Raw genomic sequence first — 14,907 nt, 5'->3', positions numbered from 1 at the left:
GCCATCCTTGCCACGGGCCGTGGGCCGGGCTCTACTCGATCACGCGTGGCGCCACATTACGTTGCGGCGTCCAGGTCTCCTCGTCCTCGACGAGGTAGTCGGGACGCTTGCTGCCGGTGCGCTCCTTGTCCTCGCCCTTTCCTCGCGAGCCCGGAGCGCCGGCCATGCCCGCACCCCGCTGGTCGGGGCGGACGCCCTGGGTGCCGCCCCGGCTGCGGTGCAGCCCGGAACCACCCTGCTTGGCGCTGCCTGCCGGGCCGCCCGGCTTGCCGGTCACTCCGCCGGGTGTACGGGCCTGCGCGCCGCCGCGGCCCGCCGCACCGGTTCCGCCCGAACCGCCACCGGGCATACCGGGCATGCCGGAGCGCCCGCCACCCTTGATCCCGCCGGTGCCACCGGGCCCGCGGCCCGGCAGCACGCCACCGGGAAGTCCCGGGATGCCGGGAGCCGGCTGGTCGCTCGTCTTGCCGCCGCCGACCGTGCTGCCGCCGCCACCGGGCCGGCCGAGCACGCCCGGGCCCGCAGGACTCGGTACGCCCTTCTGCAGACCGTCCAGCCCGGTCCGGACCGGGGGCGGCGTCGACGGCTTGACGTTCGGACCGCGGAGTCCGGGAGGAACGGCCGAGCCGCCGGGGACCCGCGACGCGCTCGGCGCCACGGCGGACGGGCGCGGGCGTGTACCGCCCGGTGTCGGCATGTTCACCGGTGGCGGCGGGGTCGTCTGGGACGGGGGCGTGGGCCAGTCACCGCTTCCCGGCGGCGGGGTGGGGCCGGGAGAGAAGTCGCTGCGAGCCCGGTAGTTGGCCGCCAGTTCCTCCATGACGATGACCGCCTCGACCTGGCGTTCCTTGCTCAGGGAGAGATTGTCCCGGTTGAGTTCGAGCGCCATCCTGGCGTCCATCTTCGGGTTGGCCATGTCCTTGTGGAACTGGGTGTCGTCGCCCTTCTCGTCCCCCAGCTTGTCCATGAACCCGGGGTCGTGGATCTTCGACATGGCCTTCTTGGCCTGCCGGAGGTTGTAGGCGACGCCGGCCTGCTCGCCGCTCGCGCGGGTGCCGATCAAGGTCTGTTCGACATTGCGGGAGTGCCCGTAGGTCCGGTCGATCTTCTCCAGGACCTGCATCGCCTCGCGCCGGAACGCATCGGCGGCCTTGCCTTCCCAGTGAGCGGTGGCGTGGTCGACCGCTTCCATGAACGCCTTGCGGATGCCGCCTCGGCCGTCCTCGCCGGCCAGCCGGTCGGCGGACGCCCGCCAGTGGTTGCCGGACGTTTCGATCGCGTCCGGGTCGGCGTGCTCGATCATCGCGCGGAGCGCGTTGATCCCGTGGTGGTGGAAATCGGAGGCGGAGGCAGGCAGGGGCCGGTGGTTCTTGAACGACTTGAGCCGCTCGTCCCGCTCCTCGGCCTTCCGCTGCCGCTCCATCGTCTTGGCGCTCTCGTACTCCTGCCGGGCGTCAACCACGCCGGCCCCCCTTCGTCGTCATCCCTCACTCGCCACCACGGCACACTCCGGCACGGACACCGGCGCCGTCCTCCGCCATCGAGGGCACGGCAGCGCCCCCCGGTGCGCGTCAGCCGTTCATCGAGACCTTGGTGTTGTGCTCCTGGTCCTCGTACGCCCCTCGGCTGCGCTCCGTCTTGTCACCGAAGTCGCGGATCAGGTTCTGGAGCGCCTTGACGGTCTGCGCCATGTACTCCTGCATGTCGTCGTGCGCGGAGGAAAGGCTGGAGGCTTCGAGGAAGTTGCTGCCGAAGGCCGACTTGGGGATGGTCGTGCTGTATTTGACCTTCTGGCTGGGCTCGTCCATGTCGCCCTGGAGCCTCTTGAGCTGACGTACGACGTTGTCCAGTTCGTGCAGGTCTACTTTGTACTGCTCACCCACGGCCACTCTCCCCGTTCGCCCCGTTTGTCGCGCTCGTCCCCGTCGCGCCCCGCCGATGAGACCGCCACGGTAAGAGCAACGTAAAGACAGTCAATGCTAGGGAGTTGAGGGACACAAACGCAAGATCGTAAGTCCGTAAGTGTCCGACTTGCGGCCGGGCGGCCGCCGCCCTCCACGGACAGCTCATTCACCGGGTTGGCCGGCGCCTGTGAGATAGCGCACGGGTTGTGGGGTGGGAGGGGGGGGAGGGGCGGGGATCAGGGGGTTGGGGTGGGGGTGGGGTTGCGGAGGGCTCGTACGCCGCGGAACCCGATCACACCGATTGCCGTCCCCAAGAGAAAGGACGTCACCGCGAGCGCGAGATGCACCCAGAAGTAGGCGGTCGGGTCACCCGCGTCGTCGAAGGCGAGGCCGCTCCCGTCCTTCCACAGGTTTTTGGCGAAAGTGATCCAGATGAACCAGCTCCATACCCCGAAGGCGAGCAGGAACCAGGCGACGGGGCGCGAGAGCTTCATGGAATCCAGTATGGACAGCGGCTCCATACGGCGGTCGGCCGGGGCACTCTTCCGAGGGGTGCCGGGCGGGTCCGGCGCGGCGGAGGGTACGTTCACCGACGTGCCGACCACTCCTGCCGTTCATCCGACCGCCGCGACGCCCGGGGCCGCATCCGGGCCCGTACCCGGGGCCGTTTCCGGTGACACCGCCGCCGGACCGCGTGCCGCGGTCCGTCCCTTCGCCGCGCGGCCCGCCCTCACCCGTACGGCCGCGGCCCTGGCCGGCACCGCCGCGTTGCTGCCGCCGCTGCTCCTGGCCGCGCCCGCGCACGCCGACGAAAAGCCGACGGACGGCAAGGGCGGGCAGCACGCGCCGAAGGCTCCGGTGCCGCCCGCGGAGATGTCGAAGGTCGGTGGTGGGCGGCTGGCCCAGGCCGGTACGCAGGTGCAGCTCAAGCCGGGGGCGCCCAAGCTGCCGGAGGGCCTGACGGCGCGCTCCTGGATCGTCTCGGACGCCGAGAGCGGCAAGGTGCTGGCGTCGCACAACGCGCACTGGCAGCTGCCGCCGGCCAGCACGCTGAAGATGCTGTTCGCCGACACGGTGCTGCCGAAGTTCCCCAAGGACCAGAAGTACACGGTCAAGCCGACCGACCTGGCGGGCATGGGCGACGGCAGCAGTCTGGTGGGGATAAAGGAGAATTTGAGTTACACGGTTCACGACCTTTGGCTGGGGGTCTTTCTGCGTTCGGGGAACGACGCTGTGCACACCCTGTCCGCGATGAACGGTGGTACGGCAAAGACCGTGCAGGAGATGCAGAAGCAGGCCGAGGCGCTGAACGCGACGGACACGCATGTGGTGACGCCGGACGGCTATGACGCGCCGGGCCAGGTTTCGAGCGCGTACGACTTGAGCCTGTTCGCCCGCGCGGGTTTGCAGAATGCGGACTTCCGGGAGTACTGCTCCACGGTGAGCGCGCAGTTCCCGGGTGACGTGAAGGACGGAAAGCGCGGGTCGTTCGGTATTCAGAACACCAACCGGCTGCTCAGCGGGGATTACGACGTCAAGCCGTATCCGGGCATAGCCGGTGTGAAAAACGGTTCCACCACCAATGCCGGTTCGACGTTCACCGGGGTCGCCCAGCGCGGCGAGCGCAAGCTGCTCGTCACGGTCATGAACCCGGAGAAGAAGGAACACAACGAGGCGTACAAGGAGACGGCCAAGCTGTTCGACTGGGGCTTCGCGGCGGCGGACAAGGTCGAGCCGGTCGGCCGGCTGGTCGGGCCCAGGAGCGAGGAGGGCGACGCGCGGACCGGCGGCGCCAAGGCGGACGGCGACAAGGCGAAGGCCGGTCTTGAGGACTCGTCCGGCGGGTCGGGGGGCGCCTGGACCGCGGCGGCGATCGCGGGCGGCGTGCTGGTCGTACTGGGCGGGCTGGCGTTCGCGGTGCACCGGCGCTGGCCGCTCCCCGAGCTGATGCGCCGCCGCCGGGGGTAGGGAGCTCTTACGCGGCCGCTCTCTTGCCGGTGTCTCAAGCGGCCGCCCTCCTGTCGGTGCCTTCCGCCCCTTCGTCGCAGTCCAGTGACTTGCCGGCCGACTCGGGACCGCAGCGTTCGGTCGCCGTCCAGGCGGCGCAGAACACCACCAGCTTCGCGGTGAAGTTGATCCACAGGAGCAGTGCGATGGGGGTGCCGAAGGCGCCGTACATGCTCTTCGCGGCGACGCCCTTGAGGTAGCCGCTGAGGAGGAGCTTGAGGAGTTCGAAGCCGACGGCGCCGATGAAGCCGGCGATGACGACGGCGCGGCGGGGCGGGTGGACGCCGGGCAGCTTGGTCAGGACGTAGGCGAGCAGCAGGAAGTCGGCGAGTACGGCGATGCAGAAGCCGGCGGCGGTCAGCAGGACGCTGCCCACGCCGCCTTCCGCCAGGCCGAGCGCGCCGGCCGCCTTGCCCACGGCCGCGGTGGCGAAGCCGGAGCAGGCCAGCGAGAGCAGGGCGATGCCGCCGAGGCCGAGCAGCAGGCCGACGTCCTTGAGTTTGGCGACGAAGAAGTTGGTGTCCTCGTCGTCCTTCTCCCAGACGGCGCGCAGGCAGTCGCGCAGCGACTCGACCCAGCCGGCGCCGGTGAACAGCAGGGCCACGGCGGCGATGGCGCCGACGGTGGCGGCGTTCTCGACGAGTCCGCCGAAGTCGAGCTGGCCGGAGATGCCGGGGATCTGTTCGGCGATCTTCTTCTGGAGATCGTGCAGCTGCTGATCGCTGAGCAGCGCGGCGCCGATCGCGGCGGCCACCGTCATCAGCGGGAAGATCGCCACGAAGCTGGTGAAGGTGATCGCGGCGGCCAGCCGGGTCCAGTGCACGGCCTGCATGCGCTCGTACGCCCGCCAGAGGTGCGTGGTCATCAGCCAGGACACGGCCGGGCCGATGACCGGCAGCTTGCTCAACCATTCCATGGGCCCCGCCTACCCTTCGTCAGCCTTCGACACCATCTGAACAGGTATGTCGCCCGCGTGGCGGAAGACTAGCGTCCGCGTACCCCAGAAACGCAGGCATGTTGCCAGCGCCATGCCGACGCCCGCGCCCGAGACGGTGTCGGCGCGCGCGGAGGTGAGCCCGAGGAGGTGGTGCGAGACGCCGAGGCAGGCCAGCTGGACGAGGGCGCCGGCGAGGTTCACGGCGAGGAAGGCGGTGTAGCGGCGGACGCGTACGCGGGTGAGGGGGCGGGCGCCGTGCCCCGCGGGCGGGTGCGGCGCCGGGCGGGTACGGGCGCGGTAGGTGCCGATCGCGTTCCCGGCGTACGCGACCGTGCAGCCGGCCAGGAAGGAGAGGGACTTGGCGGTGAGCGGGTCGAGGCCGCACCGCCCGCGCAGCCAGACGAAGAGCGCCAGGTCGGCGGCGTACGCGAGGCTGCCCGCCACCGCGAAGCCGAGCGCTTCCGGAGCCAGGGCGCGCAACCGTTCCGGAAGCCGGCGGCGGGGGGCGGGGGCCATCGGGGCGGCGCTCGCTTCGTTCATACGTCCGCGACGGCCATCGCGTACAGCGCGGTCCAGGCCAGCCCGATGACGGCCAGCGGGCGGTCCCGCAGCACGACGTCCTCCGGCGCGCCCGCAGCACCCCGGTCGGCGAAGACCGCGTAGCGCAGGACGGCGAGGATGAACGGGATCATGGACAGCTGGCGCCACGGGAGCACGCCCGCGGCCGTGCCGCCGCTCTCCAGCGCCCACAGGCAGTACGCGAGGACGGCGCCGCCGGCCGCCAGCTGCCACACGAAGCGCAGGTAGCCGTCGCTGTACTCGCGCAGCAGCGGCCGCGTCTCGCCCCGGTCCTCGCGCCGCTCCCCCGCCACCCGCAGCGCTTCGGAGTAGCGCTTGGCGGCGACCATGAACAGCGCGCCGAAGCCCGCGGTGATCAGGAACCAGCGGGACAGCGGGATGCCGAGCGCGGGGCCGCCGGCCAGCGCCCGCATCAGGAAGCCGGTGGTGACCACGGCGAGGTCGACGACCAGGACGTTCTTCAGGCTGAGGCAGTAGGCGAGCTGCATGAGGAGGTACGCGCAGAGCAGGGCGGCGGTGGCGGGGTTGCACAGGACCGCGGCGGTGGCCGGTACGAGGACGGCGAGCAGGGCGCCGACGGCGTAGGCGACCGGTACGGGGACCTCGCCCGCGGCGACCGGGCGGCGGCGCTTGTCGGGGTGTGCCCGGTCGGCCTCGGCGTCGCGCGCGTCGTTGACGAGATAGACGGCGGCCGCGGCGGCGGTGAACAGGACGAACAGCACCGGGAGTCGGAGGAGCGTGGGGCGCAGGAAGAGGTCGCCTGCGGCGGCTGGGGCGGCGGCCACGAGCACGTTCTTGACCCACTGGCGCGGGCGGGCGGTGCGCAGCAGGCCGAGGGGCAGCCCGAGCGCGCGAGCGCGCAGGCCGAGCGGCGCCGCGGGGGCCACTCCGGGGCCGGTCGGCGTCTCCTCCAGGACGGCGGTGCGTTCAGTCACGGCCGCCGCCTGTGCGGGAGCCGGCGGCGAGCCCAGAGCGCTGTGTGCTCGCCGCCGTGCGCGAGGGCGCGGGTGGCGGCGGCCACGCGCGCGTCGGTACCGCGGCGGCGCACCGCGGTGAGCAGGCGGCGGTCCATCTCCTCAGGGGACAGCGGGGTCACCTCGATCCGGTCCGTGCGAGCCCGCCCGGCGAGCTCGCCGGGCGGGTCGCCCGCTTCGTCGCGACCCGCCCGGCGCCTATCCCTCAAGCCCCCGGGTGTGTCCGCGGGGCTCCTCACCGACTCTCGGGCGCACCGCCCGCCCTGTCGCCGCGATTAGCCCATCCACCCCATTAATCACTCTTTTCGGCGGGCAGCGGCGCAAGATCCGCATTCCGCCCAAAGACCGCACTACGGTCACTGACATGTCGTCGCCCGCCGGCCCGGCCGGCTTCCGCACCGCCTCCGTCACCGGCTGGGGCCGCACCGCCCCCACCACCGCGCGACTGGTCCGCCCCGGCTCGTACGAGGAGGCCGCCGCCGCCGTACGGGAGTGCGGGCCGCGCGGCGGCATCGCCCGGGGGCTCGGGCGCGCCTACGGAGACGCCGCGCAGAACGCGGGCGGCGCGGTGTGGGACATGACGGGACTGGACCGCGTCCGCGCCATCGACGCCGAGGCGGGCGTCGTGGTGTGCGACGCGGGCGTCAGCCTGCACCGGCTGATGGAGGTGCTGCTGCCGCTGGGCTGGTTCGTGCCGGTCACGCCTGGCACGCGGTACGTGACGGTCGGCGGCGCGATCAGCGCGGACATCCACGGCAAGAACCACCACGTGAGCGGCTCCTTCGCCCGGCACGTGCGGTCCTTCGAACTCCTCACGGCGGACGGCGGGGTGCGCACCGTGCGGCCCGGCACCGACCTCTTCGACGCGACCACCGGGGGCATGGGGCTGACCGGGGTGATCCTGGCCGCGACGGTCCGGCTCGTGCCCGTACGGACGTCGTTGATGACGGTGGACACCGAACGCGCGGCCGACCTGGACGACTTGCTGGCGCGGCTGTCCGCCGGCGACCACCGCTACCGCTACTCCGTGGCCTGGGTGGACCTCCTCGCGCGCGGCGCGGCGACCGGCCGCGCGGTGCTGACCCGCGGCGACCACGCCCCGCCGGAGGCGCTGCACGCGCGCGCCCGCCGCGCCCCGCTGGCCTTCCGTCCCCGGCGGCTGCCGCCGGCTCCCCGCGGTCTGCCCGAGGGGCTGGTCGGGCGCCGGTCCGTCGGCCTGTTCAACGCGCGCTGGTACCGCAAGGCGCCCCGCCGCAGGACCGGCGAGCTCCAGAAGATCTCCACGTTCTTCCATCCGCTGGACGGGGTGCCGCACTGGAACCGCGTCTACGGGCGCGGCGGTTTCGTGCAGTACCAGTTCGTGGTCGGCCACGGCGAGGAGGCGACGCTGCGGCACGTCGTGGAGCGTGTTGCGGCGCGCGGCTGCCCTTCGTTCCTGGCGGTGCTGAAGCGGTTCGGCGCGGGCGGTTCCGGGTGGCTGTCGTTCCCGGCCGCGGGCTGGACGCTGGCCCTGGACATCCCGGCCGGACTGCCGGGCCTCGGCGCCTTCCTGGACGAGCTGGACGAGGCGGTGGCGGCGGCGGGCGGCCGGGTCTACCTGGCGAAGGACGCCCGGCTGCGGCCGGAGCTGGTCGACGCGATGTATCCGCGCGCGGACGCGTTCCGCGCGCTGCGCGCCCGCCTCGACCCGCGCGGAGTGTTCACCTCGGACCTTTCCCGGCGCCTGGCCCTGTGACCGGCCCTTTCCCGACGCCCGGCCTGTGACCGGCCCATACCCCCTCCCATTCCCCCTCCCGTACCCCCTGCAAGTTCCTCTCCTGCAAGGACACCCATGAAGGACGCCTTCGGCTCCCCCCAGTCCCTCCTGGTCCTCGGCGGCACCTCCGAGATCGCCTTGGCCACCGCCCGCCGCCTGGCCGCCCGCCGCGCCCGCACGGTCTGGCTGGCGGGCCGCCCGTCGCCCGCGCTGGAGGACGCGGCAGCCGGGCTGCGCTCGCTGGGCGCGGAGGTCCGTACGGTGCCCTTCGACGCGCTGGACACCGGCGGCCACGAGGAGGCCCTCGGCAAGGTCTTCGCCGAGGGGGACGTGGACGTGGTGCTACTGGCCTTCGGGGTTCTGGGCGACCAGGAGCGCGCGGAGGCCGAGCCCGCCGAGGCGGTCCGCGTCGCGCAGACCAACTACACCGGCGCGGTCTCCGCTGGCCTGGTCTGTGCGGGGTCGCTGCGCCTCCAGGGGCACGGTTCGCTGGTCGTGCTCTCCTCGGTCGCCGGTGAGCGCGCCCGCCGCTCGAACTTCGTCTACGGCTCCAGCAAGGCCGGTCTGGACGCGTTCGCGCAGGGCCTGGGGGACGCGCTGTACGGGACGGGCGTCCATGTGATGGCCGTACGGCCGGGATTCGTCCGGACGAGGATGACGGCGGGCCTGGAGGCCGCGCCGCTGGCGACGACGCCGGAGGCGGTCGCGGAGGCTGTCGAGCGGGGGCTGCGGCGGCGGAGTGAGGTGGTGTGGGTGCCGGGGGCGCTGCGGCCGGTGATGTCCGTACTCCGGCATATGCCACGGGCACTCTTCCGGCGGCTCCCGCTGTGACGCCCTGTGGCGCCGAGCCCGGCTGCTACCGGGTCGGCGACGGCGGCCGGGACAGATCGGCCTGGCGCGGGACCCCGGAGGCGGGCGCCCCGAAGGGGAACTCCCGCTCCAGCCGCCAGACGCCGTCCGCCCCCTGCTCGTAGAGCGCGAACCCGTCGATCGTCCAGGCGGCCTCGAAGTCCTTGAGCGCCACGAACGCCTCGTCCATGGCCTCCTCGGAGATGCCGTGGGCGACGGTCACATGCGGGTGGTACGGGAACTGCAGTTCGCGGGCGCACGGGCCGGACGCCGCGCGCACCCGCTCCTGGAGGGCGGTGCACGCCTCTTCGCCCTCGGCCAGCTTGACGAAAACCACCGGGGACAACGGCCGGAAGCTGTCCGTGCCCTCCAGGCGGAGCCGGAAGGGGGCGAAGCCGGCGGCGACCTCGGCGAGGTGCTCCTCGACGGCGGGGATGTCCTCGGTGCGGGCCTCCGTGGGCGGCAGGAGGGTGATGTGCGTGGGGATGCCGTGTGCGTGAGGGTCCCCGAAGCCCGCGCGCCGCTCCTGGAGGAAGCTGCCGTACGGCTCCGGGACCGCGATCGAAACGCCGAGCGTTACGGTCCCCACTGCGTCCTCCTCCTGAAGCTGTTGGTGTCCCGGCTGCCAGTGTGCCGGGTGGGCCGTGCCCGCGGCGACCGTCCTCGGTCCTGTCCACAACAGGACCGAGGACCCTGTACGGCGGGGTAAGGACCTTGGAGGGCCCGCCCCGGCCGGTCAGTGCTTGGCGGGCAGGAAGCCGATCCGGTCGTACGCCGAGGCCAGCGTCTCGGCGGCCACCGCGCGGGCCTTCTCGGCGCCCTTGACCAGGATCGAGTCCAGCGTCTCGGGGTCGTCCAGATATTCCTGCGTACGGTCCCGGAAGGGTGTGACGAACTCGACCATGATCTCCGCGAGGTCCGTCTTGAGGGCGCCGTACATCTTGCCCTCGTACTTCTTCTCCAGGTCGGCGATGGACTCGCCGGTGAGCGTGGAGTGGATCGTGAGCAGGTTGGAGACGCCCGGCTTCGCCTCGGCGTCGTAGCGGATCACCGTGTCGGTGTCCGTGACCGCGCTCTTGATCTTCTTGGCGGAGGTCTTGGGCTCGTCCAGGAGGTTGATGATCCCCTTGACCGACGAGGCCGACTTGCTCATCTTGACCGCGGGGTCCTGGAGGTCGTAGACCTTGCCGGTCTCCTTGAGAATGTACGGCTTGGGGACGGTGAAGGTGTCGCCGTAGCGCCCGTTGAAGCGCTCGGCGAGGTCACGGGTCAGCTCGATGTGCTGGCGCTGGTCCTCGCCCACCGGGACCTCGTTGGCCTGGTAGAGCAGGATGTCGGCGATCTGCAGGATCGGGTACGTGAACAGGCCGACGCTGGTGCGGTCGGCACCCTGCTTGGCGGACTTGTCCTTGAACTGCGTCATCCGGCTGGCCTCGCCGAAGCCGGTCAGGCAGTTCATGACCCAGGCGAGCTGGGCGTGCTCGGGGACGTGGCTCTGGACGAAGAGCGTGCACCGCTCCGGGTCGAGCCCGGCGGCCAGCAGCTGGGCGGCGGCCAGGCGGGTGTTCGCGCGGAGCGCCACCGGGTCCTGCGGGATGGTGATCGCGTGCAGGTCCACCACCATGTAGAAGGCGTCGTGGGACTCCTGGAGCGCCACCCACTGGCGGACGGCGCCGAGGTAGTTGCCGAGGTGGAAGGAGCCGGCGGTGGGCTGAATCCCGGAGAGTACACGCGGACGTTCGGAAGCCATGGGGGCATTCTCTCAGGTCCGCGGACGGGAACGGCGCGGGGCCGGGAACCCGGGGGGCCGGGGCGGGGCGGGCCGTGAGTTCCGCGGCCCGCCCCGCCCCGGAGCCCGTCAGGCCGGGTCGGCGACCAGCCCCGGCGCCGGGTAGGCGGCCATCAGCTCGGCCACCTCGGTGCGGATCGTGGCGATCGCCGCCTCGTCGCCCGCGCCCGCGGCCGTCACGCCCCGCGTGATCCAGTCCGCGACCTGCGGCATGTGCTCGGTGCCCAGGCCGCGCGAGGTCAGCGACGGGGTGCCGATGCGGATGCCGGACGGGTCGAAGGGCTTGCGGGTGTCGAACGGGACGGTGTTGTGGTTGACGACGATGCCGGCCCGGTCCAGGGCCTTCGCCGCGACCTTGCCCGGGACGTCCTTGGGCGTGAGGTCCATCAGGATCAGGTGGTTGTCCGTACCGCCGGAGACCAGGTCGAAGCCGCGGGCCAGCAGCTGTTCGGCGAGGGCCTTGGCGTTGGCGACGACGGCGTGCGCGTAGTCGCGGAAGGACGGCTGCGCCGCCTCGTGCAGGGCGACCGCGACGGCCGCGGTGGTGTGGTTGTGCGGGCCGCCCTGGAGGCCGGGGAAGACGGCCTTGTCGAGGGGCTTCGCGTACTGCTCGCGGGACATCAGCATGGCGCCGCGCGGGCCGCGCAGCGTCTTGTGGGTGGTGGTGGAGATGACGTCGGCGTGCGGCACCGGTGAGGGGTGCGCGCCGCCCGCGACCAGCCCGGCGATGTGCGCGATGTCGGCGACCAGGACGGCGTCCACCTCGCGGGCGATCTCGGCGAAGGCGGCGAAGTCGATGGTGCGCGGCACGGCCGTACCGCCGCAGAAGATCAGCTTCGGGCGTTCCTTGCGGGCCAGGTCGCGCACCTCGTCGAAGTCGATACGGGCGGTGTCGGCCCGTACGCCGTACTGGACGCCGCGGAACCACTTGCCGGTGGCCGAGACGCCCCAGCCGTGGGTGAGGTGGCCGCCCATCGGCAGGGACATGCCCATCACCGTGTCGCCGGGCTCGGCGAAGGCGAGGTAGACGGCGAGGTTGGCGGGCGAGCCGGAGTACGGCTGCACGTTGGCGTGCTCGACGCCGAAGACGGCCTTGGCGCGCTCGATCGCCAGGCGCTCGACAAGATCGATGTTCTGCTGGCCTTCGTAGTAGCGACGGCCGGCGTACCCCTCGCTGTACTTGTTCTGCAGGACGGTGCCGGTGGCTTCCAGTACTGCGGTGGAGACGTAGTTCTCGGAGGGGATCAGGCGCAGCGTCTCGGCCTGGAGGACCTCTTCGGCACCGACCAGGGCGGCCAGTTCGGGGTCGGCGGCGGAGAGGGCGGGGTGGGGCAGGGGGTGACTCATGAGGTCCTCCGGGGCGATCGGGTGCGGTTCGGCTTACCGGTCGTACTCCCGGGGTGCCCAGGCGGGCGGCACCTCGTGGTGGGCCGTGGCTGGACGGCCGCGCGCCGCTCCCTCGGGGTCGCTTCCCCGTGCGCCAGTCGCGGTGCGCGAGGCCAGTCTATCGGGGGGTGTGCGGCGCAAGGTTCTTCGCATACCGTCCGCTCAACGGCATTTCTTCGCCCGAGATCGCCCGCATACCGAACGGAGTCCATGGTGAGCCCCACGACGTCCACGGAACGCAGCATCGCCGTCGCCGAAGCCCACAGTGCCCACAACTACCACCCGCTTCCCCTCGTCGTGGCCACCGCCGAAGGGGCCTGGATGACGGATGTGGAGGGCAAGCGCTACCTGGACATGCTGGCCGGGTACTCGGCGCTCAACTTCGGCCACGGCAACCGCCGGCTGATCGGCGCGGCCACGGCGCAGCTGGGGCGGGTGACGCTCACCTCGCGCGCCTTCCACCACGACCGGTTCGCCGACTTCTGTGCGCAGCTCGCCGAGTTCTGCGGCATGGAGATGGTGCTGCCGATGAACACCGGCGCCGAGGCCGTCGAGACGGCGGTCAAGACGGCGCGCAAGTGGGGCTACCAGGTCAAGGGCATCCCGAACGGCCTGGCGAAGATCGTCGTCGCGGAGAACAACTTCCACGGCCGGACGACGACGATCGTCTCCTTCTCCACCGACCCGGAGGCGCGGGCCGGCTTCGGCCCGTACACGCCCGGCTTCGAGATCGTCCCGTACGGCGACCTGGACGCGCTGGCGGCCGCCGTGGACGACGACACGGTGGCGGTACTGGTCGAGCCGATACAGGGCGAGGCGGGTGTGCTGGTGCCGCCGCCCGGATACCTGGCGGGCATCAGGGAGTTGACCCGCGAGCGGAACGTCCTGTTCATCGCGGACGAGATCCAGTCGGGGCTGGGGCGCACGGGCGCCGACTTCGCCTGCCGGCACGAGGACGTCGTCCCCGACATGTACGTGCTCGGCAAGGCGCTGGGCGGCGGCATCGTGCCGGTCTCGGCGGTGGTCTCCTCGCGCGAGGTGCTGGGCGTGTACCGGCCGGGCGAGCACGGCTCGACGTTCGGCGGCAACCCCCTCGCCTGCGCGGTGGCGCTGGAGGTCCTCGCGATGCTGCGGACCGGCGAGTACCAGCAGCGCGCCGCCGAGCTGGGCGAGCACCTGCACCACGAGCTGGGGATGCTGGTGGGCGGCGGCGCGGTGGACGCGGTGCGCGGGCGCGGGCTGTGGGCCGGGATCGACGTCAACCCGTCCCTGGGTACGGGCCGGGAGATCTCGGAGCGGCTGATGGCGCGCGGCGTGCTGGCCAAGGACACCCACGGCAGCACGATCCGGCTGGCGCCCCCGCTGGTCATCAGCAAGGAGGACCTGGACTGGGGCCTGGACCAGCTGCGGGCCGTGCTGGGCGGGTGAGACCGGTGGGTAGGCCCCTCGCGGGGCCTACCGCACTACAGGACGCGGGCCTACAGGACGCGGGGCCTACAGGACGCGGGGCCTGCCGTCCTAAAGGATCACGTGCGGCAGGAAACGGGCGTACTCGTCCGTGACCAGCCCCGCGGACTCCCGGATGCCGAGCCCCGCCGACTCCTCACCGACGACCCACGCGCCGAGCACCACCCGGTTGCCGTCGAAGTCGGGCAGCGGAGCCAACTCCTGGTAGCAGCACGGTTCGTCGCGTACGACGGGGGCCGCGCCGGGCTCGTGGACGGTGACGCCGGCGCCCTCGCGGCCGAGCAGCGGCTTGGCCACGTAGCCCGGCCCGTCCGCCAGGTCGCGCGGGCCGTCGAGGTAGGCGGGCAGCAGGTTCGGGTGGCCCGGGTACAGCTCCCAGAGGATCGCGAGGAGCGCCTTGTTGGAGAGGAGCATCTTCCACGCGGGCTCGATCCACAGGGTGCTGCCGGTGCCGCCGCCGTTGTCGAGGGTGTCCAGGACGTGCGGGCCGAAGGCGTCCGTGGCCAGCCACTCCCACGGGTAGAGCTTGAAGCAGGCCCGTATGAAGCGCAGCCGCTGGTCCACGAAGCGGCCGGAGAGGCCGTCCCAGCCGATGTCCTCGACCGGGATCGCCACCGTCTCCAGCCCGGCCTGCCGCGCCGTCTCCTCCAGGTAGGCGACGGTCATCAGGTCCTCGCCCAGTTCGTCGCCCGCCGAGTGCGCGAAGTGCACGGGGGCGCCCGGCGGCAGCAGTCCGGCCTGCTTGCGCCACGCCTCGATCAGCCGCTCGTGCAGGGAGTTCCACTGGTCGGCGCCGGGGAACCGTTCCTCCATCCAGAACCACTGCGGGCCCGCCGCCTCGACCAGCGAGGTCGGCGTGTCCGCGTTGTACTCCAGCATCTTGGCGGGCCCGGTGCCGTCGTACCGCAGGTCGAACCGCCCGTAGAGGGTGGGCAGTTCGGCGCGCCGCCGCCACGACTCGGCGACCAGCTCCGCCAGCCGCCCGTCCTCGATGCCGAGGTCGGCGAAGCGCCGGTGCTCGACGATGTGCGCGGCGGCGGCCAGGCACATCGCGTGCAGTTCCTCGACGACCTCTTCCAGCGCCTCGACCTCGGGCAGCGAGAAGGAGTAGTACGCGCTCTCGTCCCAGTAGGGGCGCAGCGAGTCGTCCGGGTAGCGGGTCAGCGGGTAGATCAAGCCCTGCGCCTCGACGGTCTGCTGCCAGCCGGCGCGCGGCTGCGTGGTGTGCCGCTTCACGCGCGGGTCCCGCCGGAGTGTTC

The 14,907-nt window shown here is 72.2% G+C and carries 15 protein-coding genes; 4 read left to right on the top strand and 11 right to left on the bottom strand.

Annotated features, from left to right (window positions below; translation table 11 throughout):
- Window positions 1-31: 31 nt before the first annotated feature.
- The 3 genes from ACH4OW_RS15930 to ACH4OW_RS15920 all read right to left on the bottom strand — a co-directional run bounded on the left by ACH4OW_RS15930 (window position 32) and on the right by ACH4OW_RS15920 (window position 2,398).
- Window positions 32-1,462, bottom strand: coding sequence for a hypothetical protein (locus tag ACH4OW_RS15930; protein ID WP_398028135.1), 1,431 nt, complete (start codon window positions 1,460-1,462; stop codon window positions 32-34).
- A 109-nt stretch (window positions 1,463-1,571) separates the two neighbouring features.
- Window positions 1,572-1,883, bottom strand: a complete 312-nt coding sequence (locus ACH4OW_RS15925; protein WP_360136383.1) for a hypothetical protein — start codon at window positions 1,881-1,883, stop codon at window positions 1,572-1,574.
- A gap of 257 nt (window positions 1,884-2,140) precedes the next feature.
- Window positions 2,141-2,398 carry an SCO4848 family membrane protein gene (locus ACH4OW_RS15920; RefSeq protein ID WP_360136385.1) on the bottom strand — a complete coding sequence of 86 codons (258 nt, stop codon included), beginning with the start codon at window positions 2,396-2,398 and terminating at the stop codon, window positions 2,141-2,143.
- Here ACH4OW_RS15920 and ACH4OW_RS15915 point away from each other — a divergent pair.
- Window positions 2,397-3,872, top strand: coding sequence for a D-alanyl-D-alanine carboxypeptidase family protein (locus tag ACH4OW_RS15915; RefSeq protein ID WP_398028134.1), 1,476 nt, complete (start codon window positions 2,397-2,399; stop codon window positions 3,870-3,872). The genes ACH4OW_RS15920 and ACH4OW_RS15915 overlap by 2 nt on opposite strands.
- 34 nt (window positions 3,873-3,906) lie before the next feature.
- Here the strand turns inward: ACH4OW_RS15915 and ACH4OW_RS15910 are convergent, their stop codons facing one another.
- Genes ACH4OW_RS15910 through ACH4OW_RS15895 form a run of 4 tightly spaced genes read right to left on the bottom strand, consistent with a single transcriptional unit; the run spans window position 3,907 to window position 6,610 of the window.
- Complete coding sequence (locus tag ACH4OW_RS15910) at window positions 3,907-4,827, bottom strand: YihY/virulence factor BrkB family protein (protein WP_398028132.1); 921 nt, start codon at window positions 4,825-4,827, stop codon at window positions 3,907-3,909.
- A gap of 9 nt (window positions 4,828-4,836) precedes the next feature.
- Complete coding sequence (locus ACH4OW_RS15905) at window positions 4,837-5,364, bottom strand: GtrA family protein (protein WP_398028228.1); 528 nt, start codon at window positions 5,362-5,364, stop codon at window positions 4,837-4,839.
- A gap of 20 nt (window positions 5,365-5,384) precedes the next feature.
- The gene (locus tag ACH4OW_RS15900) at window positions 5,385-6,362 is read right to left on the bottom strand and encodes a decaprenyl-phosphate phosphoribosyltransferase (protein WP_398028130.1); all 978 of its coding nucleotides are present in this window, start codon (window positions 6,360-6,362) and stop codon (window positions 5,385-5,387) included.
- Complete coding sequence (locus ACH4OW_RS15895; RefSeq protein WP_398028128.1) at window positions 6,359-6,610, bottom strand: hypothetical protein; 252 nt, start codon at window positions 6,608-6,610, stop codon at window positions 6,359-6,361. The genes ACH4OW_RS15900 and ACH4OW_RS15895 overlap by 4 nt, the downstream gene beginning before the upstream one ends.
- 155 nt (window positions 6,611-6,765) lie before the next feature.
- Between ACH4OW_RS15895 and ACH4OW_RS15890 the strand changes: the two genes are divergently transcribed.
- Window positions 6,766-8,136 (top strand): FAD-binding protein, encoded by a 1,371-nt coding sequence (locus ACH4OW_RS15890; protein WP_398028126.1) that lies wholly within the window; start codon window positions 6,766-6,768, stop codon window positions 8,134-8,136.
- 96 nt (window positions 8,137-8,232) lie between these two features.
- Window positions 8,233-8,988, top strand: coding sequence for a decaprenylphospho-beta-D-erythro-pentofuranosid-2-ulose 2-reductase (locus ACH4OW_RS15885; RefSeq protein WP_398028124.1), 756 nt, complete (start codon window positions 8,233-8,235; stop codon window positions 8,986-8,988).
- Window positions 8,989-9,013: 25 nt separating this feature from the next.
- Here ACH4OW_RS15885 and ACH4OW_RS15880 read toward each other — a convergent pair whose 3' ends face one another.
- The 3 genes from ACH4OW_RS15880 to glyA form a co-directional block, all read right to left on the bottom strand.
- The gene (locus tag ACH4OW_RS15880; RefSeq protein WP_398028122.1) at window positions 9,014-9,595 is read right to left on the bottom strand and encodes a 2'-5' RNA ligase family protein; all 582 of its coding nucleotides are present in this window, start codon (window positions 9,593-9,595) and stop codon (window positions 9,014-9,016) included.
- A 147-nt stretch (window positions 9,596-9,742) separates the two neighbouring features.
- Window positions 9,743-10,756, bottom strand: coding sequence for a tryptophan--tRNA ligase (gene trpS / locus ACH4OW_RS15875; protein WP_398028120.1), 1,014 nt, complete (start codon window positions 10,754-10,756; stop codon window positions 9,743-9,745).
- A 108-nt stretch (window positions 10,757-10,864) separates the two neighbouring features.
- Window positions 10,865-12,142: a serine hydroxymethyltransferase gene (gene glyA / locus ACH4OW_RS15870; RefSeq protein WP_360136403.1), complete on the bottom strand. Its 1,278-nt coding sequence runs from the start codon at window positions 12,140-12,142 to the stop codon at window positions 10,865-10,867.
- A gap of 249 nt (window positions 12,143-12,391) precedes the next feature.
- Between glyA and rocD the strand changes: the two genes are divergently transcribed.
- A complete protein-coding gene (rocD, locus tag ACH4OW_RS15865) occupies window positions 12,392-13,609 on the top strand; it encodes an ornithine--oxo-acid transaminase (protein WP_398028117.1) in 1,218 nt (405 codons plus the stop codon).
- 90 nt (window positions 13,610-13,699) lie between these two features.
- Here rocD and ACH4OW_RS15860 read toward each other — a convergent pair whose 3' ends face one another.
- Complete coding sequence (locus tag ACH4OW_RS15860; RefSeq protein WP_398028115.1) at window positions 13,700-14,884, bottom strand: glutathionylspermidine synthase family protein; 1,185 nt, start codon at window positions 14,882-14,884, stop codon at window positions 13,700-13,702.
- Window positions 14,885-14,907: the final 23 nt, after the last annotated feature.

Origin of the sequence: Streptomyces sp. NPDC017056 (assembly GCF_044332485.1) — a bacterium.
In the GTDB taxonomy this organism is placed as follows: domain Bacteria; phylum Actinomycetota; class Actinomycetes; order Streptomycetales; family Streptomycetaceae; genus Streptomyces.
The sequence above is the reverse complement of the archived record's forward strand: the minus strand, read 5'-3'. Positions and strand labels throughout refer to the sequence as shown.

What these genes read in the sequence shown, in the direction of transcription:
- ACH4OW_RS15915 (WP_398028134.1), top strand. Translation starts at nt 2,397, where the DNA reads ATGGAATCCAGTATGGACAGCGGCTCCATACGGCGGTCGGCCGGGGCA.
- ACH4OW_RS15920 (WP_360136385.1), bottom strand. Translation starts at nt 2,398, where the DNA reads ATGAAGCTCTCGCGCCCCGTCGCCTGGTTCCTGCTCGCCTTCGGGGTA.
- ACH4OW_RS15910 (WP_398028132.1), bottom strand. Translation starts at nt 4,827, where the DNA reads ATGGAATGGTTGAGCAAGCTGCCGGTCATCGGCCCGGCCGTGTCCTGG.
- ACH4OW_RS15905 (WP_398028228.1), bottom strand. Translation starts at nt 5,364, where the DNA reads ATGGCCCCCGCCCCCCGCCGCCGGCTTCCGGAACGGTTGCGCGCCCTG.
- ACH4OW_RS15890 (WP_398028126.1), top strand. Translation starts at nt 6,766, where the DNA reads ATGTCGTCGCCCGCCGGCCCGGCCGGCTTCCGCACCGCCTCCGTCACC.
- ACH4OW_RS15885 (WP_398028124.1), top strand. Translation starts at nt 8,233, where the DNA reads ATGAAGGACGCCTTCGGCTCCCCCCAGTCCCTCCTGGTCCTCGGCGGC.
- trpS (WP_398028120.1), bottom strand. Translation starts at nt 10,756, where the DNA reads ATGGCTTCCGAACGTCCGCGTGTACTCTCCGGGATTCAGCCCACCGCC.
- glyA (WP_360136403.1), bottom strand. Translation starts at nt 12,142, where the DNA reads ATGAGTCACCCCCTGCCCCACCCCGCCCTCTCCGCCGCCGACCCCGAA.
- rocD (WP_398028117.1), top strand. Translation starts at nt 12,392, where the DNA reads ATGGTGAGCCCCACGACGTCCACGGAACGCAGCATCGCCGTCGCCGAA.